Annotated in this window: 29 protein-coding genes; 23 read left to right on the top strand and 6 right to left on the bottom strand. The window is 37.3% G+C overall.

Annotated features, from left to right (window positions below):
* The first annotated feature begins 8 nt into the window (after positions 1–8).
* The 4 genes from mtnN to LZP85_RS15695 all read left to right on the top strand — a co-directional run bounded on the left by mtnN (position 9) and on the right by LZP85_RS15695 (position 3271).
* Positions 9–704, top strand: a complete 696-nt coding sequence (gene mtnN / locus LZP85_RS15710) for a 5'-methylthioadenosine/S-adenosylhomocysteine nucleosidase (RefSeq protein ID WP_025911693.1) — start codon at positions 9–11, stop codon at positions 702–704.
* Between the two features lie 118 nt (positions 705–822).
* The gene (locus LZP85_RS15705; protein ID WP_025911691.1) at positions 823–1746 is read left to right on the top strand and encodes a PLP-dependent cysteine synthase family protein; all 924 of its coding nucleotides are present in this window, start codon (positions 823–825) and stop codon (positions 1744–1746) included.
* A gap of 3 nt (positions 1747–1749) precedes the next feature.
* Positions 1750–2883: a bifunctional cystathionine gamma-lyase/homocysteine desulfhydrase gene (locus LZP85_RS15700; RefSeq protein WP_025911690.1), complete on the top strand. Its 1134-nt coding sequence runs from the start codon at positions 1750–1752 to the stop codon at positions 2881–2883.
* 145 nt (positions 2884–3028) lie between these two features.
* Entirely contained in the window at positions 3029–3271 is a 243-nt protein-coding gene (locus LZP85_RS15695; protein WP_226639080.1) for a YrhC family protein, read from the top strand.
* A gap of 27 nt (positions 3272–3298) precedes the next feature.
* Here LZP85_RS15695 and sigK read toward each other — a convergent pair whose 3' ends face one another.
* On the bottom strand, positions 3299–4024 hold the full coding sequence (gene sigK, locus LZP85_RS15690; RefSeq protein WP_206782134.1) for an RNA polymerase sporulation sigma factor SigK: 726 nt from the start codon (positions 4022–4024) through the stop codon (positions 3299–3301).
* Positions 4025–4238: 214 nt separating this feature from the next.
* Between sigK and LZP85_RS15685 the strand changes: the two genes are divergently transcribed.
* Entirely contained in the window at positions 4239–4400 is a 162-nt protein-coding gene (locus tag LZP85_RS15685; protein WP_167556103.1) for a hypothetical protein, read from the top strand.
* A 32-nt stretch (positions 4401–4432) separates the two neighbouring features.
* Here LZP85_RS15685 and pssA read toward each other — a convergent pair whose 3' ends face one another.
* Positions 4433–4972 carry a CDP-diacylglycerol--serine O-phosphatidyltransferase gene (gene pssA, locus LZP85_RS15680; protein ID WP_025911688.1) on the bottom strand — a complete coding sequence of 180 codons (540 nt, stop codon included), beginning with the start codon at positions 4970–4972 and terminating at the stop codon, positions 4433–4435.
* A 251-nt stretch (positions 4973–5223) separates the two neighbouring features.
* Positions 5224–5364, bottom strand: coding sequence for a sporulation histidine kinase inhibitor Sda (locus LZP85_RS15675; RefSeq protein WP_025911687.1), 141 nt, complete (start codon positions 5362–5364; stop codon positions 5224–5226).
* Positions 5365–5854: 490 nt separating this feature from the next.
* Between LZP85_RS15675 and LZP85_RS15670 the strand changes: the two genes are divergently transcribed.
* The 8 genes from LZP85_RS15670 to LZP85_RS15635 all read left to right on the top strand — a co-directional run bounded on the left by LZP85_RS15670 (position 5855) and on the right by LZP85_RS15635 (position 10961).
* The gene (locus LZP85_RS15670) at positions 5855–6370 is read left to right on the top strand and encodes a YqeG family HAD IIIA-type phosphatase (RefSeq protein WP_119543620.1); all 516 of its coding nucleotides are present in this window, start codon (positions 5855–5857) and stop codon (positions 6368–6370) included.
* Positions 6371–6372: 2 nt separating this feature from the next.
* On the top strand, positions 6373–7479 hold the full coding sequence (gene yqeH / locus LZP85_RS15665) for a ribosome biogenesis GTPase YqeH (RefSeq protein WP_206782133.1): 1107 nt from the start codon (positions 6373–6375) through the stop codon (positions 7477–7479).
* A gap of 23 nt (positions 7480–7502) precedes the next feature.
* The gene (gene aroE, locus LZP85_RS15660) at positions 7503–8345 is read left to right on the top strand and encodes a shikimate dehydrogenase (protein WP_061786500.1); all 843 of its coding nucleotides are present in this window, start codon (positions 7503–7505) and stop codon (positions 8343–8345) included.
* Positions 8346–8364: 19 nt separating this feature from the next.
* Positions 8365–8658 (top strand): ribosome assembly RNA-binding protein YhbY, encoded by a 294-nt coding sequence (gene yhbY, locus LZP85_RS15655; protein ID WP_025911680.1) that lies wholly within the window; start codon positions 8365–8367, stop codon positions 8656–8658.
* A gap of 85 nt (positions 8659–8743) precedes the next feature.
* Positions 8744–9316: a nicotinate-nucleotide adenylyltransferase gene (locus tag LZP85_RS15650; protein WP_119543623.1), complete on the top strand. Its 573-nt coding sequence runs from the start codon at positions 8744–8746 to the stop codon at positions 9314–9316.
* On the top strand, positions 9303–9875 hold the full coding sequence (gene yqeK / locus LZP85_RS15645) for a bis(5'-nucleosyl)-tetraphosphatase (symmetrical) YqeK (protein WP_025911677.1): 573 nt from the start codon (positions 9303–9305) through the stop codon (positions 9873–9875). Before LZP85_RS15650 ends, yqeK begins: the two co-directional genes overlap by 14 nt.
* Entirely contained in the window at positions 9868–10224 is a 357-nt protein-coding gene (rsfS, locus tag LZP85_RS15640; protein WP_025911675.1) for a ribosome silencing factor, read from the top strand. The genes yqeK and rsfS overlap by 8 nt, the downstream gene beginning before the upstream one ends.
* Complete coding sequence (locus tag LZP85_RS15635) at positions 10221–10961, top strand: class I SAM-dependent DNA methyltransferase (protein WP_119543625.1); 741 nt, start codon at positions 10221–10223, stop codon at positions 10959–10961. Before rsfS ends, LZP85_RS15635 begins: the two co-directional genes overlap by 4 nt.
* Before the next feature lie 73 nt (positions 10962–11034).
* On the opposite strand, the gene comER is transcribed toward LZP85_RS15635, so the two are convergent.
* Complete coding sequence (gene comER / locus LZP85_RS15630; RefSeq protein WP_076512687.1) at positions 11035–11859, bottom strand: late competence protein ComER; 825 nt, start codon at positions 11857–11859, stop codon at positions 11035–11037.
* A 95-nt stretch (positions 11860–11954) separates the two neighbouring features.
* Between comER and LZP85_RS15625 the strand changes: the two genes are divergently transcribed.
* From LZP85_RS15625 to LZP85_RS15615, 3 genes are all read left to right on the top strand, one after another.
* Positions 11955–12581 (top strand): helix-hairpin-helix domain-containing protein, encoded by a 627-nt coding sequence (locus LZP85_RS15625; protein WP_119543627.1) that lies wholly within the window; start codon positions 11955–11957, stop codon positions 12579–12581.
* Between the two features lie 77 nt (positions 12582–12658).
* Positions 12659–13225 (top strand): ComE operon protein 2, encoded by a 567-nt coding sequence (locus tag LZP85_RS15620; protein ID WP_025911670.1) that lies wholly within the window; start codon positions 12659–12661, stop codon positions 13223–13225.
* 48 nt (positions 13226–13273) lie between these two features.
* A complete protein-coding gene (locus tag LZP85_RS15615; RefSeq protein WP_182840857.1) occupies positions 13274–15574 on the top strand; it encodes a DNA internalization-related competence protein ComEC/Rec2 in 2301 nt (766 codons plus the stop codon).
* Between the two features lie 112 nt (positions 15575–15686).
* Here LZP85_RS15615 and LZP85_RS15610 read toward each other — a convergent pair whose 3' ends face one another.
* Positions 15687–15821, bottom strand: coding sequence for a YqzM family protein (locus LZP85_RS15610; RefSeq protein WP_025911668.1), 135 nt, complete (start codon positions 15819–15821; stop codon positions 15687–15689).
* A 273-nt stretch (positions 15822–16094) separates the two neighbouring features.
* On the opposite strand from LZP85_RS15610, the gene holA reads away from it, so the two are divergent.
* Positions 16095–17129, top strand: a complete 1035-nt coding sequence (gene holA / locus LZP85_RS15605; protein WP_224839995.1) for a DNA polymerase III subunit delta — start codon at positions 16095–16097, stop codon at positions 17127–17129.
* A 45-nt stretch (positions 17130–17174) separates the two neighbouring features.
* Here holA and rpsT read toward each other — a convergent pair whose 3' ends face one another.
* Positions 17175–17441 (bottom strand): 30S ribosomal protein S20, encoded by a 267-nt coding sequence (gene rpsT / locus LZP85_RS15600; protein WP_094910854.1) that lies wholly within the window; start codon positions 17439–17441, stop codon positions 17175–17177.
* A gap of 196 nt (positions 17442–17637) precedes the next feature.
* On the opposite strand from rpsT, the gene gpr reads away from it, so the two are divergent.
* The 6 genes from gpr (at position 17638) to grpE (ending at position 24216) form a co-directional block, all read left to right on the top strand.
* Positions 17638–18750: a GPR endopeptidase gene (gene gpr / locus LZP85_RS15595; RefSeq protein ID WP_119543629.1), complete on the top strand. Its 1113-nt coding sequence runs from the start codon at positions 17638–17640 to the stop codon at positions 18748–18750.
* 81 nt (positions 18751–18831) lie between these two features.
* On the top strand, positions 18832–19167 hold the full coding sequence (locus tag LZP85_RS15590) for a DUF3679 domain-containing protein (protein WP_119543630.1): 336 nt from the start codon (positions 18832–18834) through the stop codon (positions 19165–19167).
* A 166-nt stretch (positions 19168–19333) separates the two neighbouring features.
* A complete protein-coding gene (gene lepA / locus LZP85_RS15585; RefSeq protein WP_025911660.1) occupies positions 19334–21160 on the top strand; it encodes a translation elongation factor 4 in 1827 nt (608 codons plus the stop codon).
* Between the two features lie 154 nt (positions 21161–21314).
* Positions 21315–22454, top strand: coding sequence for a radical SAM family heme chaperone HemW (gene hemW, locus LZP85_RS15580; protein ID WP_206833185.1), 1140 nt, complete (start codon positions 21315–21317; stop codon positions 22452–22454).
* 85 nt (positions 22455–22539) lie between these two features.
* The gene (hrcA, locus tag LZP85_RS15575; protein WP_025911656.1) at positions 22540–23568 is read left to right on the top strand and encodes a heat-inducible transcriptional repressor HrcA; all 1029 of its coding nucleotides are present in this window, start codon (positions 22540–22542) and stop codon (positions 23566–23568) included.
* Positions 23569–23667: 99 nt separating this feature from the next.
* Positions 23668–24216, top strand: coding sequence for a nucleotide exchange factor GrpE (grpE, locus tag LZP85_RS15570; protein ID WP_119543633.1), 549 nt, complete (start codon positions 23668–23670; stop codon positions 24214–24216).
* The last annotated feature ends 32 nt before the right edge of the window (positions 24217–24248 follow it).

The raw sequence follows: 24248 nt of genomic DNA, 5'->3' as shown, positions 1-24248 counted from the left end.
TTCGTATAATGAAAGTAGCAATCATTGGTGCTATGGAGGAAGAAGTAACGATTCTCCGAGACAAGGTAGAAAACAGAGAAGAAACAGTCATTGCAGGCTGCGAATATTCAACTGGTACAATCAATGAAATTGATGTAGTACTGTTAAAGTCAGGTATTGGAAAAGTAAATGCTGCATTATCAACAGCAATCTTACTGGAAAGATTTCAGCCTGACTATGTGATTAATACAGGATCTGCTGGCGGCTTTCATCCAGATCTAAATGTTGGAGATGCAATTATTTCATCGGAAGTACGTCATCATGATGTTGATGTAACAGCATTTGGCTATGAGTACGGTCAAGTTCCAAATTTACCTGCTGCATATCAAGCTGATAAAAAACTTGTTGAGATTGCAGAACAAAGTGCACAAGAAGTAACGGATATGAAAGTAGCCAAAGGTTTAATTGCAACGGGTGACTCATTTATGAATGATCCAGTTCGCGTTGAGTTTGTAAGAAGCAAATTCCCAGAACTAATGGCAGCTGAAATGGAAGCTGCTGCAGTAGCTCAGGTTTGTCACCAGTTTAAAGTTCCTTTCGTTATCATTCGTGCATTATCTGATATTGCGGGTAAAGAATCAGATGTATCGTTTGATCAGTTCCTTGAAAAGGCAGCTGTAAACTCTACAAACTTAGTATTAAACTTTTTATCAAAATTAAAATAATAAATCTGTCCAATGCTACCAATACTATTTTATAGTATTGGTACTATTGGGATTTAATTCACACTAAACAGATGAGTTAACTATAAATGGAAACTTTTACTAAAGAGGTGTTGGCATCATGGAAGTCGTAAAAAGTATCCATGAGTTAATTGGAAAAACTCCCATCGTTGAAATTACAAAATTCGCGCTTCCTAAAGATGTACGATTGTTTGCGAAGCTTGAATACTTTAACCCGGGAGGAAGTATTAAAGATCGTCTTGGAAAAGAGCTGATTGAAAGAGCCCTAGCTACAGGAAAAGTTACTGATGGTGGGACAATAGTTGAACCAACTGCAGGAAATACGGGAATCGGGCTTGCTTTAGCAGCTATTCCATACAATTTAAACGTTGTTGTATGTATCCCTGAAAAGTTTAGCATTGAAAAACAAGAGCTTATGAAAGCCCTTGGTGCAAAGGTTGTTCACACGCCTACGAGTGAGGGAATGAAAGGAGCTATTCAAAAAGCGAAGGAGCTTATCGAAACTATTCCAAACGCATATTGCCCGCAGCAGTTTGCAAACGCTGATAATCCGTTAACGTATTACAAAACGCTAGGTCCAGAGGTATATGAACAGCTGGATGGTCATATCGATATATTTGTGGCAGGAGCAGGCACAGGTGGTACATTCATGGGAACTGCTCAATATTTAAAAGAACAAAATCCATTAATAAAAACAGTGATTGTTGAGCCTGAAGGTTCAATTTTGAATGGCGGTCAAGCAGGTCCTCACAAAACAGAAGGCATTGGGATGGAATTTGTACCGGATTATATCAATACAAGCTACTTTGATGACATTCACACCATTGAAGATGATTTAGCATTTAAAGCTGTCCAAGAGTTAGCGGCAAAGGAAGGGCTTTTAGTAGGGAGTTCATCAGGAGCTGCTTTTATGGCTGCATTAAAAGAAGCACAAAAAGCTAAGCCTGGTACAAATATCCTTACTATTTTTCCAGACAGCAGTGAACGATATTTAAGTAAAAAAATTTATGATGGAGGTATTTAGATAATGAAGCGTAAAACACAGCTTATTCATGGTGGAATTGCGGGAGATCAACATACTGGAGCAGTCTCAGTTCCCATTTATCAAGTGAGCACGTACAAGCAAGAAGAAGTTGGGAAACACAAAGGTTATGAATACTCACGTACAGGGAATCCAACAAGGCATGCTCTAGAAGAACTAATTAAAGACCTCGAAGGAGGAGAAGCGGGATTTGCTTTTGGGTCGGGGATGGCTGCAGTTACAGCGGTTATGATGTTGTTTAACAGCGGTGACCATGTTATTTTAACGGATGATGTATATGGCGGTACGTATCGCGTGATTACGAAAGTGTTAAATCGCATTGGTATTGAAGCGACATTTGTTGATACAAGTGATGTTACAAACATCGAAAAAGAAATCAAAGAAAATACAAAAGCACTGTACATTGAAACACCAACAAACCCGCTATTGAAAATCACCGATATTTCGGAAGCTGCACAAGTAGCGAAAAAACATGATTTAGTAACGATTGTCGATAACACATTTAGCACGCCATACTGGCAAAATCCAATTGAGCAAGGAGCGGATATTGTTCTCCATAGCGCAACGAAATATTTAGGAGGCCACAGTGATGTTGTGGCAGGATTGGCAGTTGTAAATTCGAAAGAACTTGCAGAAGAGCTTCATTTTATTCAAAATTCAACTGGAGGTATCTTAGGCCCACAAGATTCATGGTTACTCATGAGAGGAATGAAAACGTTAGGGATTCGTATGGAGGAGCATGAAGCAAATACAAAGAAAATTGTCGACTATTTAAGCAATCATCCAGCGGTACAAAAAATTTACTATCCAGGCCTTGAAAATCATCCGAACCACGCAGTTGCCAAACAGCAAGGAAGAGGATTTGGTGGTATGGTATCGTTTGATGTAGGTAGTGAGGAGCAGGCTAATAAGCTATTAACCACGGTAAAATACTTCACATTAGCTGAAAGTTTAGGAGCGGTGGAGAGCTTAATTTCTTTACCTGCTAAAATGACGCATGCTTCTATTCCAGCTGATCGTCGCAGAGAATTAGGAATAACGGATGGACTAGTACGTATATCAGTAGGTCTTGAAGATGTAGAAGATTTAATTGAAGATTTGTCAAATGGTTTAAAATAAAAGAGATTGGATGAACTCCCAATCTCTTTTGTTTACATAAATTGTCATCCTTGTGCTGGTGTTCTTTATGTTACGATAAAGATAGCGTTTCTAGTCACCACACGTACTAAGAAAAGTGCAAAGGCTTAGGGGAAGGGTGAAGCTTATGAATCAAAAAGAATTAAAATTAATTAAACAAAAAATAGAAGATTATCGACGATTTATTTATGTATTGTTAGCTACAGGTACATTTTTATATATTAGTGTATTAATTGGGCAAGGTGAAAAAACGTTTGTTCAATTAATGTTCATGTCCGGAGTAGATGTTGTTTTATTATTAGTAGCATTTTACTTTGCTTATCGAGCTAAAAAGTTAAAGAAGAAAATAAAAGATGAGCTATCATCATAACGGTGTATAAAGAAAAGTGGAAGAGAATTAATTGTTCTTTCCATTTTTCTTTTTTTCTTTTTCAGCGCGATAAAACTCGTGAAACATTTTCATTAATGCGCGTTTTTCGATGCGGGAAACGTAGCTTCTAGATATATTGAGTTCCTTAGCTATTTCACGCTGTGTTTTTTCTTTCTGTAAATCAAGCCCGAATCGTCCAACAATTACCTCTTTCTCACGTTCATCAAGAATATCGATGTACTCTTTGATTTTTTCCAATTCCATATTTAGCTGAATCATATCAATAACATCATCTGATTCAGATTTTAAAATGTCAATAAGGCTAATTTCATTTCCTTCTTTGTCTTGGCCGATTGGATCGTGCAACGACACGTCCTTCTTTGTTTTCTTTAAAGCGCGTAGGTGCATTAAAATCTCATTCTCAATACATCTTGCCGCGTACGTTGCGAGCTTTGTACCTTTTCCTTGAGAATAGCTTTCAATCGCTTTGATTAAACCAATTGTTCCAATTGAGATAAGATCTTCAGCGTCTTCCCCCGTGTTTTCAAATTTTTTCACGATGTGTGCTACGAGTCGAAGGTTGTGTTCAATTAATAAGTTTCTCGCTTCTTGGTCTCCTTGAGCCATTAAAGTTAAATAGCGTTTTTCTTCTGCAGCTGATAGCGGCTGGGGAAAAGCGTTATTTTTAACATACGACACAAGAAATATTAACTCTTTAAAAAAGTATCCGAGCGCTGTAATAATAGCTGACATTTTCACACCTCCAGTTAGTGTAAGCGATAAAGCCGTGACATTAAATTATATGTTAGGCGGGCTTACTATGTGCCTGTACGGTTAAAAATAACGGCAAGACAAGCGAGTTTCATAGAATTCTTTTTGAGAAGTACAGACACAATGGACACCTGCCCATACATAAGCTATCTTTTTGAATAAATTATGAGTAATACGTATGTGAGGAGTGACAACTATGTCATATGGATATGGCGGATATGGATGTTATCCAAGCTATCCATGTTATCCATCTTGTGGCGGTGGAGGATATGGATGGGGAATAGGGTTACTGGTTGTTTTATTTGTACTACTACTTATTTTCGGCGGTTTTTACTGGTTTGGATGCTATTGGGATTAACAAAAACCTCATGCTCTCGCATGAGGTTTTTGTTATACTTTCTTTAGTTTAAATGTGCTCACCATTAGGAAAGATAAAATAATGGTTAAAAACATAAAAACGTAGGATGGTAAGTACGGTACAGATAAGTAGCTTAAGGTTAATAAACATCCCGCAGCTGTAATGGGCAATCCTGTAAAGTAACCGTTGTTCTCTGTAATATTAAAGCGTGCTAATCTTAGAGCACCGCATGCAATATATACAATGGCGAATACAGCCCCTGAAGCTCCGTAGCTAAATAGAATGCTTTGATATAGTAGTAGAGCAGGGGCAATACCAAATGATATAATATCGCACATGGAATCTAGCTGCTTGCCAAGTTCTGATTCAATATTTAACTTCCGGGCAACCATCCCATCAAAGCGATCAGCTAGCGCTGCAAGAAAAATAAGCAGTAGGCTGAGCTTTAACTCATCACGTAGAATGAATAAAATGGCAAAGCTACCAAGGCTTAAATTTAGTAATGTTAAAGCATTTGCTGATTGGGATTTTATCTTTTTAATTGTATGATCAAGATAATCTAATAAAAACAAGTTCCTCACTCCTTTTAGAGGATGACCTCATACAGCATAATGATAGAAAAGGTCGTAATTTCATTTTAGACGTAAACGAGAGGCTAGTAAAGAACTATTCAACTTTGGCATCTTAAAATTACAGGAACGTATGTAAAGCTTGTTAGCGCTATCTAAGCAAAAAATAGAACCTATTTAAGGAAGAGGGAAGCTTGTCAAGTAGGAACGGTACCAGACAAGCTTTACTGCTCTTAAATAGGCTCTTCTATTAGTTAAGATGGAATTTGAATTGTTATTTTTAATGACCGGCGTTGAATTTCTTTTTCAATCAGCTGAATGAACTCCGGGCTTAATTGCAACTGTGTAGCTTTATAATATGATTCGATAAGCAGTTCATCTGATAATTTTCGCATGATAATGCCGCCACCTCCTATAAAAAAGATAGGTGCTTTAATTCTAAGAAGTATCTCGTGTCCCAATAGAATTCTTATTCATAATGTATCATGAATTGAAATATAGAACAATCGTTCTGTTATCCACAATTATAAGTGGATAAGCTGTGAGTATTTTGTTTATAATTACCAATAATGCATAATCTATGAAAGGGATAATGTGAATAAAATTATCCACAGAATACCAGTTAGCATAATTTGTCGAAAAGTTTCTTAAGAAAATATCGAAGATTTTAAGGTTTTTTCATTTGTTTTTAATCATTTTATTCTTTTTTTGGTGAAATTAAGATATGATTATAGTTTGACTGCAGAAATTTCAACAAAAGCAACAGCTGATGAAATAAGTAGTATTTAAATATAAATAACTGGTGGAAAAATGAATATCCCCCGTTATAATGATAGGCAGAAATCGTTCTTAGAACGTTATTAATATAGTTGAGGTGCATAATACGTGTTAAAACTTTTTTTACCAAACCAACATGTGAAAAGTGTATTGCAAATTAAGCCTGAGGAGTTAATCGAGCGAGGAGTAAAGGGGATTATCACAGATTTAGATAATACGCTAGTTGAGTGGGACAGACCTGACGCAACTCCTGAGCTTATCGAATGGTTTAAGTTAATGCAAGAACATGGTATTAAGATTACTATTGTATCGAATAATGTGGAAAAGAGAGTTAAGCTCTTTTCAGATCCTGTAGGGTTACCATTTGTTCATCAAGCAAGAAAGCCGATGAGAAAAGCATTTAGACGAGCACTGCGTGATATGGAGCTACAAAAGGATGAAGTAGTTGTCATCGGAGATCAGCTTTTAACAGACGTGCTAGGCGGAAATCGCTTAGGTGTATACACCATTTTAGTTGTGCCCGTTGCGCAAACGGATGGATTTATTACAAAATTCAATCGTAAAATGGAGCGACGTATTTTAGCGTGGATGAAAAGAAAAGGTATGATTAACTGGGAGGAATAAAAGTGAGTGAAGAAAAGCTACAGTGCATGGGTTGTGGGGTAGAAATTCAAACAGAGCGTCCAAATGATATTGGTTATGCCCCTAAGTCTGCACTTGAAAAAGAGTTTATTATTTGTCAAAGATGTTTTCGTTTAAAGCACTATAATGAAATTCAAGACGTATCGCTAACAGATGACGACTTCTTGAAAATCCTAAATGGAATTGGCCAAACGGATGGTTTAGTCGTAAAGGTCGTAGATATCTTTGATTTTAACGGTAGTTGGCTCCCTGGTCTACATCGCTTTGCAGGCGAAAATAACGTCATTCTTGTTGGAAATAAAGCGGATTTACTTCCTAAATCTGTGAAGAAAAATAAATTGATTCACTGGATGAAGAAATCTGCAAAAGATCTTGGGTTAAAGCCTGTAGATGTCTTTTTAATGAGTGCGCATAAAGGACAAGGCATTAAGGAAGTTGCTGAAGCTATTGAGCACTACCGATTTGGAAAAGATGTTTATGTTGTTGGCTGTACAAATGTTGGGAAATCAACGTTTATCAACGCAATTATTAAAGAATTCACAGGTGAAAAAGATGTGATTACAACATCTCAATATCCTGGCACAACGCTTGATATGATTGATGTACCGCTTGATAATGGCGCATCGTTATATGATACACCTGGTATTATCAATCATCATCAAATGGCACATTACGTAGATAAGCGCGATTTGAAGCTTATTTCTCCAAAGAAAGAGATTAAGCCTAAAATTTATCAGCTAAATGAAGGACAGACGCTGTTCTTTGGAGGATTGGCACGATTAGATTATGTAAGTGGCGGTCGTAAATCATTGACGTGCTATGTATCAAACGAGTTACTTATTCATCGTACAAAGCTCGAAAAAGCAGATGCGCTGTATGAAAATCAGTTGGGAGAGTTGCTTCAACCTCCAAGACCAGAGCAGCTAAGTGAGTTTCCTGAGCTTGTTGCCCACGAATTTACAATCAAGCATGACAAGACGGACATTGTATTCTCTGGGCTTGGTTGGGTGACGGTAAACGAACCTGGTACAAAAGTAGTTGCATACGCACCAAAAGGTGTTGGGGTATTTGTACGTGAATCACTAATTTAAATATAAAGAAGAGGGGAAATAGGTTGAAGCAGTTATATGGACTAATAGGTTATCCAGTAGGGCATTCACTTTCACCGCTTATGCATAATGATGCGTTTGAAAATTTAGGAATAGACGCTCATTATGAGGCGATTCAAATTGAGCCAGACTCCTTTAAGGTTGAAGTTGAAAAGCTAAAAAAGCAGCAGATTAAAGGGTTTAACGTGACGATTCCGTATAAAGTTGATATCATGGATCTTTTAGATGAGGTGGACCCTTTAGCTAGAGCAATTGGCGCCGTTAATACAGTTGTGAATCAAAATGGACGCTATGTTGGATATAATACAGACGGTGATGGATATGTGGCATCTCTACTGCAGCATGTAGGGGGCACATTAAAAGATAAAGCTGTTGCAATTATTGGTGCGGGAGGAGCGGCTAAAGCAATTTTTTACACGCTAGCATCTCATAAAGATAGCCCTTCCTCTTTCTATATATGTAACCGAACGGTTGAAAAAGCACAGAGGCTAATTGATCAGTTGCCATTTCAAGCTAATGCGTCAGCCATCACATTAGACGAAGCAGAAAAAAAAGTAGACACATTTGATGTCATTATTAACACAACATCTGTGGGAATGCATCCTCATGTGGAGGATGCGCCAATCGACATTCAACATATTCGCCCAGAAACAATTGTTAGTGATATTATTTACAATCCGTTAGAAACTAAGTTATTAAAAGAAGCAAAACAAAAGCAAGCATATTGTCATAATGGCGTAGGTATGTTTGTATTACAAGGCGCGCTTGCTTTTGAAAAGTGGACAGGTATCGTTCCTGACCAAAAAAAGATGGAACAAATTGTGTTAAAGAAACTTACTGAAAAGTAAAAGCATCATGGAGGTTTTTATGTTAAAAGGAAAACAAAAGCGATTTTTACGCTCAAAAGCACATCATTTATCACCAATCTTCCAAGTAGGTAAAGGTGGAGTAAATGAAAATATGATTCAACAAATTTCAGATGCACTTGAAGCGAGAGAATTATTAAAAGTTAGCATTTTACAAAACTGTGAAGAAGATCGTAATACGGTAGCAGAACAGTTGGCTAAAGGTGCTAGAGCTCAAGTTGTACAAGTAATTGGTAACACTATCATTCTTTATAAAGAGTCACGCGAAAATAAACAAATCGTATTACCTCGATAAGAAAAGGATACCCTATCATACGCGTATGATAGGGTATATGTACATGTTGAGAGAAGCTTAATATGATAAAAGGAGCTATGATTTTTTGAAACGTATTGGTATTTTTGGTGGAACGTTTAACCCTCCCCATATCGGACATTTAATTATGGCAAATGAAGTATTGTTTTCATTAAAGTTAGATGAAATTTGGTTTATGCCTTCGCATATTCCACCTCATAAAACCTTGAAACAAGAAATGAATCCCAATCATCGCTTGAATATGCTTAGTTTAGCGACTGACGGTTATTCTAAATTCCGCGTTCAGTCGATTGAATTCGAACGTAACGATACATCATATACATTTGATACGATGTGCATCTTAAAAGAAACATATCCGGATAATCAGTTTTATTTTATCATCGGGGCAGACATGGTAGAATATTTACCAAAATGGTATAACATTGAGGAGCTGCAAAAGCTTGTGACATTCGTAGGGGTGAAGAGGCCTGGATATGAAATGAAATCTCCATATTCAATACTGGAAGTAGAAGCACCTCAAATGGATATCTCTTCATCATTTATACGAGAACGTATTAAAGTGCAAGGTTCCATTGACTTTTATGTGCCTTTATCAGTAAAACACTATATTGAGGAGAATCAGCTATATGAATCAGAGTGAAGCGTTAGCTGTTGTGAGAGAGCAGTTAACAGAACGAAGATATATTCATACGTTGGGAGTCATGGAAACAGCCGTAAAATTAGCCGAGCGATATGATGTGGATATAAAAAAAGCAGAATTAGCTGCAATCTTTCATGATTACGCAAAATTTCGACCAAAAGAAGAAATGAAAGCGATTATTATAAATGAAAGCATGTCTGTTCACCTTCTTGAGGCCAATACAGAGCTCTGGCATGCTCCAGTTGGTGCATTCTTAGTTGAAAAAGAAGTGGGGCTAACGGATGAGGACATATTAAATGCTATTCGCTATCACACATCCGGGAGACCAGGGATGTCGTCTTTAGAGAAAGTGATTTATGTGGCCGATTATATTGAGCCAGGTCGCAAGTTTCCTGGAGTTGAAGAAGTAAGAGAGCTTGCAGAGCAAGACTTAGATAAAGCGCTACTTCAAGCATTAAAAAATACGATTAGCTTTTTGATTAGCAAAAATCAAAGAGTTTTCCCAGATACGCTGTATACTTATAACGAATTAGTTCTAGGAGGAAACATAAATGAATGAACGCGATTTATTATCACTTGTGGTAAAAGCAGCAGACGATAAAAAAGCAGTGGATTTAGTTGCATTGAATATGCAAGGGATTTCACTCGTAGCAGATTACTTTGTCATTTGTCATGGTAATTCTGATAAGCAGGTTCAGGCTATTGCAAGAGAAGTGAAAGAGCAAGCGCATGAACATGAAATTACGGTAAAGCGTATGGAAGGGTACGATGAAGCACGTTGGGTACTTGTAGATTTAGGTGATGTTGTTGTTCATATTTTCCACAAAGACGATCGTGGCTACTATAATTTAGAGCGCTTGTGGGGAGACGCGCCTTCTGTTGACTTACAAGAAGAATTACAATCATGAGCAGCTATAAGCAATTCGCCTACGTATACGACCATCTCATGACGGACATTCCATATGACCAATGGATTCAGTTTGTATCCCGTAAAGTTAAGCCGGGTGAAGAGCTGTCTATTCTTGATGTAGGGTGCGGAACTGGTGAGATGTCAATTCGTTTAGCCAAACAAGGCTATGAGGTAACTGGAATTGACCTATCGGATGATATGTTGGTGATTGCGCAAGAGAAAGCGCAAAACGAAGGTATCGCGTTAAAGCTATATGAACAAGATATGTCAAAACTTGAGCTGATGCAGGAGTTTGATTGTATCGTTATCTTTTGTGATTCACTTAATTATCTACAAACTGATGAACAAGTTAAAGAAACGTTTATGCGTGTCTATGAACATTTAGCTCCAGGTGGCTTTTTGTTATTTGATGTTCATTCAACGCATAAACTTAAGAATATTTTTGGGGATAATTCATTTTCATATGTAGATGATGATGTATCGTATATTTGGAACTGTGAGTATAATGAGGCTAATCAAAGCGTTCAGCATGATATGACATTTTTTGTGTATGACGAAGAAATTGAAGCGTACGACCGATTTGATGAGGTTCATATTCAGCGAACGTTATCAGAGTCTACTTATAAAGAGTGGTTAACAGAAGCTGGGTTTTCAGCTGTTGAAGTGAGCGCTGATTTTAAAGACGAGTTTCCTCATCAAAATAGTGAAAGAATATTCTTCTCTGCAAAAAAATAAAAGAAGCATCAGCTTCTTTTATTTTTTTTATAAAAAAGCAGGAATTTTGTTGAATGAAGGTGAATAATGTTGATTACGTAAAATTAAACTGCTTTTCAACGAGCTCGATATCCTCATCAAACTTCTCATGTGTTTTTTGAAACAAATGAACAAACATATCTCCAAGTTCCTCTTCTAATACTTTAATGCCTTCTCCTGTAACACCGCCTTTTACGCATACTTTCTCTTGTAAAGTAGGGAGCGTAAAAATTTCTTTTTCAAGTAATTTACCCATTCCAATAATCATATCACTAGCCATAATGGTTGCTTCTTCTTTTGAAATCTCCGTTTCTTGAACAGCAGCATCAATAAATTTCTGTAACAAGAAGCTGAAAAAAGCAGGTCCACAGCTAACAATATCCGACGATACCCTTGTAATGTTTTGTGGAATTGATACGGTTTTAGACATGCTGCTAAATAAATTTGTTAAGTAATTTTGATAAAAAGATGAACAATGATCTCCATATGTCATAAGTGATACGCCTGACAACGCACGATTTGTAATGCTTGGAATGATTCGTGCTACTTGGGTAGGCACGATGCTTTCCAGCTGCTCCACGCTTATTGGACTTGTAATCGATACAATGCAATGTTCTTTCGTTAACAGCGGTTTTATTTTTATTAAAAGGGGGTGAATATCCAATGGTTTTACACATATAAAAATAAGTTGTGAAGAACGGACAACTTCTTCCGCACAATCTCCCAGCTGAATTTCTCGGTGCTGCTTTTGAATCGTTTTTGCTTTGCCTTTTGTTCGATTTGTGATAGTTAGTTGTGAAGGATGTACGGCTTTTGACTCAATAAAGGCATCAATTAATATTCTCCCCATATTACCTGTTCCAATAAATCCTATATTCACTTGTACTTCCCTCCTTCAAAAGCCTATTCTTCTAAACAGTATGAGATTATTAATCAATTTATGACGTTAGTTCATAATCCCTTAAGGAGGAAACCATGACTTTATCGAAAAAACATTGGATTATTTTGGGTTTTATTTCGGTAGCTGTATGTGGGTTTTTAATTTATACAAATGTTTTATTTCCCCAGGTAGAAACGAGTGCTCAGGTTGGAGATGACTTTCCATTTGCTGAAAAACAAGAAAGTAGTTCTTCAACAAGAGACGTGCCTCAAAAAGATTCTACAAGTACTCAAATCGTTGTTGATGTGAAAGGTGAAGTTCAAAAACCAGGCGTATACGAGCTTGAGGCTGGCCTTAGGGTTCAGGATGCTGTCGAGAGAGCGAGTGGAATTACGAAAGAAGCGGACATGAATCAGGTAAATTTAGCAACAAAAGTAGCTGATGAAATGGTCATCTATATTCCAGCCATTGGTCAAGAGTCTCAAGTACCTATTGCTAGTGGAGGAAGCGTTGAAAAAAGTGACAGCGGTGTAGTGAATCTTAACACAGCAACGTTAGAAGACCTGCAAACTTTAAATGGAATCGGTCCGTCAAAAGCGCAAGCGATTCTCACATATCGTGAAGAAAATGGTCCTTTTAAAACAGTGGAAGATCTGCTACAAGTCTCAGGAATTGGCGAAAAATCATTGGAGAAAATAAAAGCAGAGATAGCAATAAATTAGTGAATGCGTTGACGTCATCTCCTTTTAACCGATACACTATGTACTAGATAGCGAGACAAGAAAGTAGGGAGTAGAAGATGACAAGAATTTCGTGGGATCAATACTTTATGGCACAAAGTCATTTATTAGCATTACGTAGCACGTGTGAACGTTTAGCTGTAGGTGCCACAATTGTAAGAGATAAACGTATTATTGCAGGCGGATACAACGGATCAATAAGCGGCGGGGTGCATTGTGCAGACGAAGGCTGTTACGTCATTGATAACCATTGTGTCAGAACCATTCATGCAGAGGTAAATGCTCTGTTACAGTGTGCTAAATTTGGTGTTAAAACAGAAGATGCAGAAGTTTATGTCACGCATTTTCCTTGCTTAAACTGTTGCAAAGCACTTATTCAAGCTGGGATTAAGACCGTTTATTATGCCAACGACTACAAAAATCACCCATATGCTATTGAATTATTTGAGCAATCAGGGGTAAGATTTGAAAAAGTCGAGCTAAACGAAGCTGTCATTGATTTAAACAGTCAAGAAAAATGGAGCTTTGTAAACAGTATTTTAGAGAAGCTTCACCAGAGTAATCTTTCCAAAAAAGAAATTGCTCGCTTAGAAGACCAAGCCTTTTCGTTGTTTCAACCTTCATAAGCTAGGCACTTGGTGTCTAGCTATCTCTTTTGAATGGGAGGTGCTTTCTTGAAAGGTTTCTATTTATATATAGCAGTTAGCTCCATGTTAACCATGTTTTTAGCTTATCATCTATCATGGATTACATTCGTATTTGCACTAAGCTACGCGGTTTTTTTATACCTGAGGTGCCCACCGTATGTTTTCGTCCTTTGTGTGCTTGTTGGCGGTTTTTCTTTTGGGTTGTTTTATCTTTTTTCACTTCATCATCAAACATCTATCTCTTCCAATCAAACAACATTTACCGGTCAAATCGCTTCTATTCCTGATATTGACGGAAGCCAAGTGCGCTTTTTCTTTAGCACTCAAGGTGAGGACATATCCGTTACGTATTATATGAAAAATGAAAGTGAAGTTAAACAGATTCAAAACCTAACGATTTATGACCAATGTATGCTAAAAGGCAAACTTTCTTCTTTTGAAGAAGGGCGAAATCCAAATGCATTTAACTACAAAGCATACATGAATACTAAGCGTATTCACTGGAATCTTAAAGCATCTACTTTTACAACCTCTTTATGCCAACCTCCTAAACGATTATCTCTCATTCAGTCCCTTTCTACCTATCGACAAAAAGGAATTGACTACCTTAAACAGACTGTTCCTCAGCCAGCTTCTTCTTTTATGCAAGCGCTCATTTACGGAGAGAGAAACCAAATCGATTCTGATTTACTTCAGCTTTACCAAAGTTTCGGGCTTATTCATTTGCTAGCTATTTCAGGACTTCACGTTGGTTTAATGACCTTTATGTTTTTTTATATACTGATTCGAGTGGGGGTTACGCGCCAGTTAGCCATAAACATTTTATTAGTAACTCTTCCTTTGTATGCTATTATCGCGGGTGGAGCGCCTTCGGTTATTCGTGCAGTGTTAATGAGCATGTTAGCATTAATTAGCATGCAGTATCAAAAAAAGATTAGTCTAACCGACAGCATAGCAATAGCATTTTTGTTAATGGTAGTTGTTAATCCATTTTATATTTTACAAGTGGGATTTCAATTATCTTTTGTGGTGACCCTTTTTATTGCCCTTAGTGCACAGATTATTCTAAAGCGAATTACCTCAACTATAGCTCAGTTACTGATGGTATCGTTGGTTGCGCAGCTCGGATCGCTACCGCTGTTATTGTTTTATTTTTATGAAATTTCGCTACTAAGCCTTCCTCTTAATATGATTTATGTTCCCTTTTTTTCAACAGTCATTCTTCCACTTTGTTTGTTCACATTTATTGCTTCATTTTTCTTTTCACCCATCGGAACTATAGGTCAATGGCTACTAAATAATATATTATTACTGAGCGAATGGTTCTTGAAGCTACTACACGATGTATCTCCTGTGTTCTTAATAACAACCGGCAAGCTTTCTTTATGGGTTGTTGGACTTTTTTACATAGGTATTTACGGCGTTTTATGGTCTATGGAAAACAAGAAATATACGTCTTTTTTTAGCATAGTCACTGTCCTAATGTTTGTGGTTCAATGTCTTTTTCCGTATGTAAATCCATATGGGAAAGTGACGATGATTGACGTGGGTCAAGGAGATAGCTTGTTAATTGAGCTTCCCTATAGGCAAGGGATTTATTTAATTGATACGGGAGGTAGCGTTCCGTTTTTCAGTGAAGATTGGCAAGTACGTCGCGATTTGTTTGATGTGGGAAGGGATGTTATCATGCCAGTTTTAAAATCAAAAGGAATTCAAAAGGTAGATAAGTTATTGATTACGCACGGCGACTATGACCATGGTGGAAGTGCCAGCACGTTACTGAATCAAGTCAAAATTGAACAGGTGGTGCTGGGGAAAAAGAAGCAGTTTACAGATTTAGAACAAGATATTATTAAGCAAGCAAGGAAAGCGAATAGCGAGATTTCTTATGTTCAGAAAGGAGATCACTGGAAACAAGGAGACATTTCTTTTTATATTCTTTCACCAACAGGCTCAGAAACAACAAGCAATAATTCATCTATTGTTTTGTTTACAGAGTTTGGAGGACTAAACTGGCTTTTTACAGGTGATTTAGAAGAAGCGGGAGAAAATGAGATTCTTCGCACTATTCCTTCGCTGCAAGCTGATGTGTTAAAGATTGCACATCATGGAAGTAAATCGTCTACATCACCTGTGTTTCTTCGTGCACTTAACCCCAAAATTGCTCTCATATCAGCAGGTAAAAAGAACCGTTACGGTCATCCGCATGAGGAAGTGGTTGAAAGGTTACAAGAAGCCGATGTTTTGATTTACCGAACAGATGAAAACGGTGCAATCACGTATACATTTCGAAAAAACAAAGGAACCTTTTACACCCAACTTCCATAGTCTATATCAAGTTAAAAAAACGACTGTAGATGACAGTCGCTAAGTGTTGCTGATTTTCTATCTCGTTTACCGATTCAACTAATGAATAAAGGTTGTATTCATTAGCAGCTACTTATGAACCAAAGTAGTGAATGACCGTTGCGATAATAAATAAGGTAGTAAAAAATCCAAATGATGCGATAAATCCTACAGCCGAATCGACTGCGTCGTTTCGTTTACTTTGAACGCTTTCTTCAAATTGATTCATTGCCACCCCTCCTATTTACAGTATAATCCATGTTTTTTAAAAAATCTATAAAATATAAAGCGTTTTCCTAACATGACAACAGTTAACAATCATTGTTTGTGGCAAAAAAGTAAACGATAATTATATGGGTTTACTCATTAACAAATAAGTAACCTAGGGCTTAATTTGTTAGTGTTTATTATAAACTGAGGAGTTGCTGCTTTTAGCAATTCCTTTTTGTATTCTTGCCAAACCGTTGTCGCACCTATACCATAGAAGGTGAAGAACTATAGAATGGAGCGTAAAAAATTGGCAATAGATTCGTTGAAAACTATCAATTCTAAGGACATAAAACCCGTCTATTTATTACATGGTTTAAATGCTTTTATTATGAAAAAAGCAAGAGATAAAATTATTCAACATTCCTTATCAGATGAGGAAAAAGAGTTTAATTTATCGATATATGACTTAGAGGAAACGCCGATTGAACAAGTAATTGAAGATGCTGAAACGCTGCCTTTTTTAGGTGATAAGCGAGTGGTAATTGCCAAGAATGCTTTTTTTCTAACGGCAGAAAAATCAAAATCTAAGGTAGAACACGATGTTAGTAAATTGCAGGACTATCTTGAGCAACCCGCACCTTTTTCAACTTTAATCGTGCAAGCTCCTTATGAAAAATTAGATGAGCGTAAAAAGATAACAAAAGCGTTAAAAAAGCAGGCTACATATGTGGAAGCAAATGAATTTAATGAGCATGACTTAGTGCAGTGGATAAAAGACGTATTGCATAAAAGAAACGTGGAAATGGATGAAGATGCTAAGCAGCTCTTGCTGCAGCTTGTCGGATTAAACGTTACGATCATCACAAATGAAGTGGAGAAAATGATGCTTTATGTAGGAGATAATGGTGTCATTACGCGAGAAGTTGTACACGAGCTTGTAGCCAAAACGTTAGAACAAAATGTTTTTACACTTATTGAAGCAGTTATGAATAAAAACCTAAAAGAAGCGTTAAATATTTATCAAGATTTGCTTCGAAACAATGAGGAGCCAATCAAAATTCTATCGTTACTAGCTTCACAATTTCGCTTAATTTATCATACAAAGCAGCTTTCTGGTCAAGGGTATAGTCAACAGCAAATTGCACAAACGTTAAAAGTGCATCCTTTTCGAGTGAAAATTGCTCTTCAACAAAGTCGAAAATTTGAAGAGCCGTTGCTGCGTAGCATTATCAAAGAGCTAGCAGAAGCAGATTATGAAATGAAGACGGGAAAAATAGACAAAGAATTGCTTTTACAATTGTTTTTCTTAAAGCAAGCTGGTGTCTAGCAAAACATAAAAAAAACGATCCTATAGGGATCGTTTTTTCGCTTATTATGCAGATAAACCGTTAAGTTTTTGCGCTAAGCGAGATTTTTGACGAGCTGCAGCGTTTTTGTGGATAAGACCTTTTTGTGCAGCCTTGTCTAATTTTTTAGAAGCAACAGAGTATGCTGCTTTTGCATTATCTACATCGTTGTTTTCAACTAAAGCTTCAAAGTTTTTGATAGCAGTACGCATAGCAGATTTTACTTGGATGTTATGTGCACGACGAGCTTCAGTAGTTTTTACACGTTTGATAGCTGATTTAATGTTTGGCATTCGTTTCACCTCCCGAAATTATAACAATCGAGATTATATAGAACTCGACATTTCTTACAATAAGAACAAAGGATATTTTATCAAACCCACGGCTATAATGCAATAGCACCTAAAAGGAATTTTATCGCTCTCGTGCATGAATTAATTAGCAAGAGGTGAAACTAACTTCTATGATAATAGCTGAGGAGGGTCTGCAATGAATGAAAACTTAGACTTAAGTCAATATAGTATTCGCACTGATTTAGCCGTGGAAGCAAGAACGATGGCTGTTGAAGACAATGAAAAGCAAGCTAAGCAGTCTGAGCTTGAAGGCGTTATTTTTAAAGAGAAAGATGTCGATGGAGTAAAGGTATCTTTAGTCGAAATAACTGAACAAGGTGCCCAAACGATTGGAAAGAAAAAAGGTCGCTATCTTACTCTAGAATCTGTTGGAATTCGCGAGCAGGATACCGAAAAGCAGGAAAAGATGGAAGAAGTATTTGCCGAAGAACTAAATCATTTTATAAAAGGCTTGAATATCCCAGATGATGCAAGTTGTTTAGTAGTCGGTCTTGGAAACAGCAGCGTTACTCCGGATGCACTTGGACCAAAGACGGTCGAAAATTTATTAATCACTCGTCATTTATTTGCTCTACAGCCTGAAAGCGTAGAAGAAGGGTTCCGTCCGGTAAGTGCTATTATACCTGGTGTAATGGGGATTACGGGAATTGAAACGAGCGATATTATCTTTGGTGTTGTCCAAAAAGTAAAACCTGACTTTATTATTGCGGTTGATGCTTTAGCAGCTCGTTCAATCGAACGTGTGAACGCAACGATTCAAATTTCAGATTCAGGTATTCATCCCGGCTCTGGAGTTGGAAATAAACGAAAAGAAATTAGCTATGAAACGCTAGGTATTCCAGTAATTGCAATCGGTATACCCACAGTTGTTGATGCGGTATCAATTACAAGCGATACCATTGATTTTATTTTAAAGCATTTTGGACGTGAGATGAATGAACAAGACAAGCCTTCGAAGTCTCTTATCCCTTCTGGAATGACGTTTGGAGAAAAAAAACAGTTAACTGACGAAGACTTACCAAATGAAGAACATCGTCAAACGTATTTAGGAATGATTGGTACGTTACCTGATGAAGAAAAGCGTCGTTTAATTCATGAGGTGTTAGCGCCGTTAGGTCATAATTTGATGGTTACACCAAAAGAAGTTGACTTATTTATAGAAGAGATGGCCAACGTGGTAGCTGGAGGGCTGAACGCAGCTCTTCACCATGAAGTGGATCAAGGAAACTTTGGATCTTATACTCATTAAAAGTGAATGAAACAAGAAGAAGTATCCCATAATGAATACTACGAAAATGAATAGGTATGTTTAGATGAAAGGAGCATTCTCATGGCGAAATTCATGATGAAGTCGCTGCTACTAAGCGTTGTGTTATTGTTCGGTGTACTATTAGGGATGCAGACTGCCCAGCAAGGGCTAATTAAGATGAAAGGGTATGATGACCCTAGTATTCAGCAAGTTTTTACAGTTTCTAAAACGAGCGAGGGCGAAGTAGAAGCAGATGTAATGGGCAACAAGCGAGTTGTGGACCTTGAAGAAAAACAAAAGCTACTGGAAGAGCGAAAGGCATTTAACTTTTTTTCTTCAATCGGAAAAAGCTTAGCTAACGGCATACAGGCTGTTATACAAAAAGCAGTCGAAGCTTTTCATAACCTGTTTGTATAAAACAACAAAGCAGAGCAGCCTTAATGTTTCGCTATACATTAAAGCTGCTCTGCTTTACTATTGAGCTCATCTCTCTCCTTCCTTTGAGAAGTTTATTGAATGTTGACTGATGTGTTGTTATAATTTACTTTAGTGTATTTTGCCGATTTTCAGTAGGAGTGAAAAAATGATGGATAGAGAAGCGAAGTTAAACCGACAGTCGAAAATTAGAAACTTTTCGATTATTGCTCATATAGATCACGGAAAGTCAACATTAGCTGACCGTATTTTAGAAAAGACAAATGCGCTTACGCAGCGCGAAATGAAAGCTCAGCTTTTGGATTCTATGGATTTAGAACGTGAGCGTGGAATTACTATTAAGCTAAATGCTGTTCAGCTTAAGTATAAAGCAAAAGATGGGGAAGAATATATTTTCCATTTAATTGATACTCCAGGGCACGTCGATTTTACATATGAAGTGTCTCGTAGTCTTGCAGCTTGTGAAGGAGCAATTCTTGTAGTGGATGCAGCTCAGGGAATTGAAGCGCAAACATTAGCAAACGTATACTTAGCGCTAGATAATGATTTGGAAATCTTACCGGTTATTAATAAAATTGACCTTCCAAGTGCTGAGCCTGAACGCGTACGTCAAGAAGTGGAAGATGTAATTGGCTTAGATGCTTCAGAAGCAGTGCTCGCTTCTGCAAAAGCAGGTATTGGAATTGAAGAGATTTTAGAGCAAATTGTAGAAAAGGTACCTGCTCCTGAAGGGGATCCTGAAGGGCCTTTAAAAGCCTTAATTTTTGATTCATTCTATGATGCGTATCGTGGTGTTGTTGCATCTATTCGTATTGTAGAAGGGTCGGTCAAAACAGGCGATAAAATTCGCATGATGGCAACGGGCAAAGAGTTTGAAGTAACAGAAATTGGTGTATTAACACCAAAAGCAGTTCCACAAGACCAACTATCTGTTGGAGATGTAGGATATTTAACAGCTGCTATTAAAAACGTAGGAGATACACGCGTAGGGGATACGATTACGCTTGCTAAAAATGGTGCAACTGAACCATTACCAGGTTACCGTCGTTTAAATCCAATGGTATATTGCGGCTTGTATCCAATTGATACAGCAAAATATAATGACTTACGTGAAGCCTTAGAAAAACTGGAGCTGAATGATTCTGCCCTTCAATTTGAACCAGAGACATCTCAAGCATTAGGATTCGGCTTCCGCTGTGGATTCTTAGGCCTGCTTCACATGGAAATTATCCAAGAGCGTATCGAGCGTGAGTTTAAGATTGACTTGATTACAACAGCACCAAGTGTTATCTACGATGTTTACATGACGGATGGCGAGAAAGTATCTGTTGATAACCCGTCTAATATGCCAGACGCTCAAAAGATTGAAAAAGTGGAAGAGCCGTATGTAAAAGCAACGATGATGGTTCCTAATGATTATGTAGGAGCTGTTATGGAGCTTTGTCAGAAGAAGCGCGGTAACTTCATCGACATGCAGTATTTAGATGCGAATCGAGTGAGCATTGTGTATGAGATTCCGCTAGCTGAAATCGTGTATGATTTCTTTGATCAATTAAAATCAAACACAAAAGGGTATGCATCCTTCGATTACGAATTAATTGGTTACAAAGAATCTAAGCTTGTGAAAATGGATATCTTATTAAATGCAGAAAAAGTCGATGCACTGTCCTTCATCGTGCACCGTGACTCAGCGTACGACCGCGGTAAGATTATCGTAGAGAAGCTTAGAGAGCTGATTCCACGTCAGCAGTTTGAAGTCCCTATTCAGGCAGCTATTGGTCAAAAGATTGTAGCACGTTCAACAATCAAAGCCATTCGTAAAAATGTATTAGCAAAATGTTACGGTGGAGATATTTCTCGTAAGCGTAAGCTTCTTGAGAAACAAAAAGAAGGTAAAAAACGAATGAAGCAAGTCGGATCAGTAGAAGTTCCACAAGAAGCATTCATGGCTGTACTGCGTATGGATGAAGAGTGAGAAATCATTTAATATAAGCAGTTTAGTGTTTTATAACTGATTGATTTGTTACACTATAGCGTAGAGCGATTAAAGACGCGTTACGATAAAAATACCGCAGAGAGCATCTGCGGTATTTTTATCATTTACTTTAACTATTTTGAGGTGGAAGACGATGATTGAAGCAGCTTACCTGCACATTCCTTTTTGTCATCATATTTGTCACTACTGTGACTTTAATAAAGTATTTTTCAAAAATCAGCCCGTTATGCCCTATCTAGAAAAAATGAGAGATGAGATGAAGCAGACGGTAGAAAGGTATCCAGCTAATGATTTAAAGACGATTTTTGTCGGTGGAGGAACTCCGACAGCCCTTGATGAAAAGCAACTGACGTACTTTTTAGAATCCATTCATGAATCGTTTCCAGTTCATGATGTAAAAGAGTTTACGTTTGAAGCAAATCCTAATGAGCTAACAGAAGAGAAGTTACGAATTTTACATGCGTACGGTGTAGATCGATTGAGCATTGGTGTTCAAACGTTCAATGAACAGCTTCTTGAAAAAATTGGACGTGTTCATAGCAACCAGCAAGCATTTCAAGCTGTTGACGAAGCGAGAAAAATAGGGTTTAGAAATATTAGCTTAGATTTAATGTACAGCTTGCCTGGACAAACGATTTCTGATTTCAAAGAAACGCTTGATATTGCATTTTCACTGGATGTCGAGCATATATCTGCTTATTCTCTTATCATTGAGCCTAAAACCGTATTTTATAACTTAATGAATAAAGGAAAGCTTCGTGTGCCTTCTCAAGAAGATGAAGCGTTTATGTACGAGATGTTAATGGATGAGATGGATAAGCATGGATATTCTCAGTATGAAATTAGCAATTTTGCTCGTTCAAGCTACGAAAGCCTTCATAACCTGACGTATTGGGATAATAATGATTACTACGGGATAGGAGCGGGAGCTCATAGCTACATTGATGGAATTAGACGATCGAATATTGCACCGTTAAAAAAATATATGCAGGCCGTTACTGAAACGAATCATGCTTATTTAGATGAAATTTCTGTTTCAAAAGTGGAAAGAATGGAAGAAGAGATGTTTCTAGGATTGCGTAAAACAAATGGTGTTAACAAAGCTAGCTTTTACGAAAAGTATAAAGTTGAAATGAAAGAAGTTTTTTCTGAGCCAATAAAAGAATATACAAACAAAGGATTGCTGGAACAAACCGAAAGTTCGCTGCGACTAACAAAAAAAGGGCGCTTTTTAGGAAATGAGGTATTCCAGGCATTTATTGGTGGAATCTAATCGTTGACATGACCCATAATGATTTGGTAATTTATTATTAGATTTAGCACTCAAGCTTTTAGAGTGCTAACAGAGGTGATGAAACGTGCTTACTGATCGACAACTATTAATTTTACAAGTCATAATTGATGATTTTATTCGATCTGCACAGCCTGTTGGCTCTCGTACACTTTCTAAAAAAAGTGAAATTAACTTTAGTTCAGCAACAATTCGCAATGAAATGTCTGATTTAGAAGAGCTGGGCTTTATTGAAAAAACTCATACATCTTCAGGGCGCGTTCCATCCGAAAAAGGATATCGCTATTATGTGGATCATTTGTTATCTCCGCAGCTATTAACGAATGAAGATATTTCAACAGTTAAGTCTCTCTTTGCTGAACGAGTTGTTGAACTGGAAGAGATTGTGCAAAAATCTGCTCAAATTTTATCAGACTTAACAAGCTTAACGTCAATTGTGCTTGGCCCTAAAGCAGTAACGAATAAGCTCAAGCAGCTGCAGATTTTGCCGTTAACTGAGGAGTCAGCCGTTGCTATTATTGTTACAGATACAGGTCACGTACAGCATCGTACAATTACTTTACCTACTGGTATTGGCGCATCAGATATTGAGAAGATGGTCAATATTTTAAACGATAAGCTAGTAGGCGTTCGGATTACTGAGCTACATGATAAGATGTATAAAGAAGTAGCTTTATTGTTAAAAAATCATATTCGAGGGTATAAAGAAACGATGACGATTTTAAGCGATACGTTAAAGCTGAATACAAGCGGTAAAATGGTTATCGGTGGAAAAACGAATATGTTTGCTCAGCCTGAGTTTCATAACATTGATAAAATTCGTGATTTATTCACTATTATTGAACATGAAAAAGAGTTTTCACAGCTTTTAACGTCTAGTGAATCTGGTATTCACGTTAAAATTGGCCGTGAGAATGAAGTAAACGAAATGGCTGATTGTAGTTTAATTACTGCTACGTATTCGTTTGGTGAAGAACAAATTGGTACCATTGCTTTATTAGGACCGACTCGTATGGAATATGCGCGAGCTATTAGCTTAATGACATTGTTATCTTCTGACATGTCTCGTTTATTAACGAATTTATACAAGCAATAAAAAATAAAAGGAAAGTGCTGGAAGTCATTGCTTCCTGTCTTTCCTATGATAAAATAGACAGCGGCATGAACGTGCTCTAACTTTAAGGAGGTGAAGGAATTGTCAAACGAAAAGCAAGTAGAAGATGTAGTAGAAGAAACTGTAGATACAGAAGTTCAGCAAGAAGAGACTGTTGAAGAATCTGTAGAAGCTACTCTTCAAACAGAAATTGACCAATTAAAGCAACAGCTTGAAGAACAGGAAAATAGATATGTACGTCTACAAGCTGATTTCGATAATTTCCGTCGTCGTTCTCGTCTTGATGCAGAAGCAGCACAGAAATATCGTGCTCAATCTTTAGTGACAGATATCTTACCAGCACTAGATAACTTTGATCGTGCTCTACAGGTGAACACAGAAGATGAGAATACGAAGTCTGTGATGAAAGGTGTAGAGATGGTCTACCGTCAATTAGTTGAGGCACTTCAAAAAGAAGGTGTTGAGGCAATTGAATCTGTAGGGAAACCATTCGATCCTTATGAACATCAGGCTGTTATGCAAGTAGAAGATGAGGCGTATGAACCAAATACAGTCGTAGAAGAACTTCAAAAAGGGTATAAGCTAAAGGATAAAATTATTCGCCCTGCAATGGTAAAAGTAAACCAATAAAACTATTACATAAAACAAGGAGGTTATTTTAC

The sequence above is a fragment of the Priestia flexa genome, assembly GCF_021441905.1.
Lineage (GTDB): Bacteria > Bacillota > Bacilli > Bacillales > Bacillaceae_H > Priestia > Priestia flexa.
Note: the sequence above shows the minus strand (reverse complement) of the source record. Positions and strands in the feature narration are given on the sequence as shown.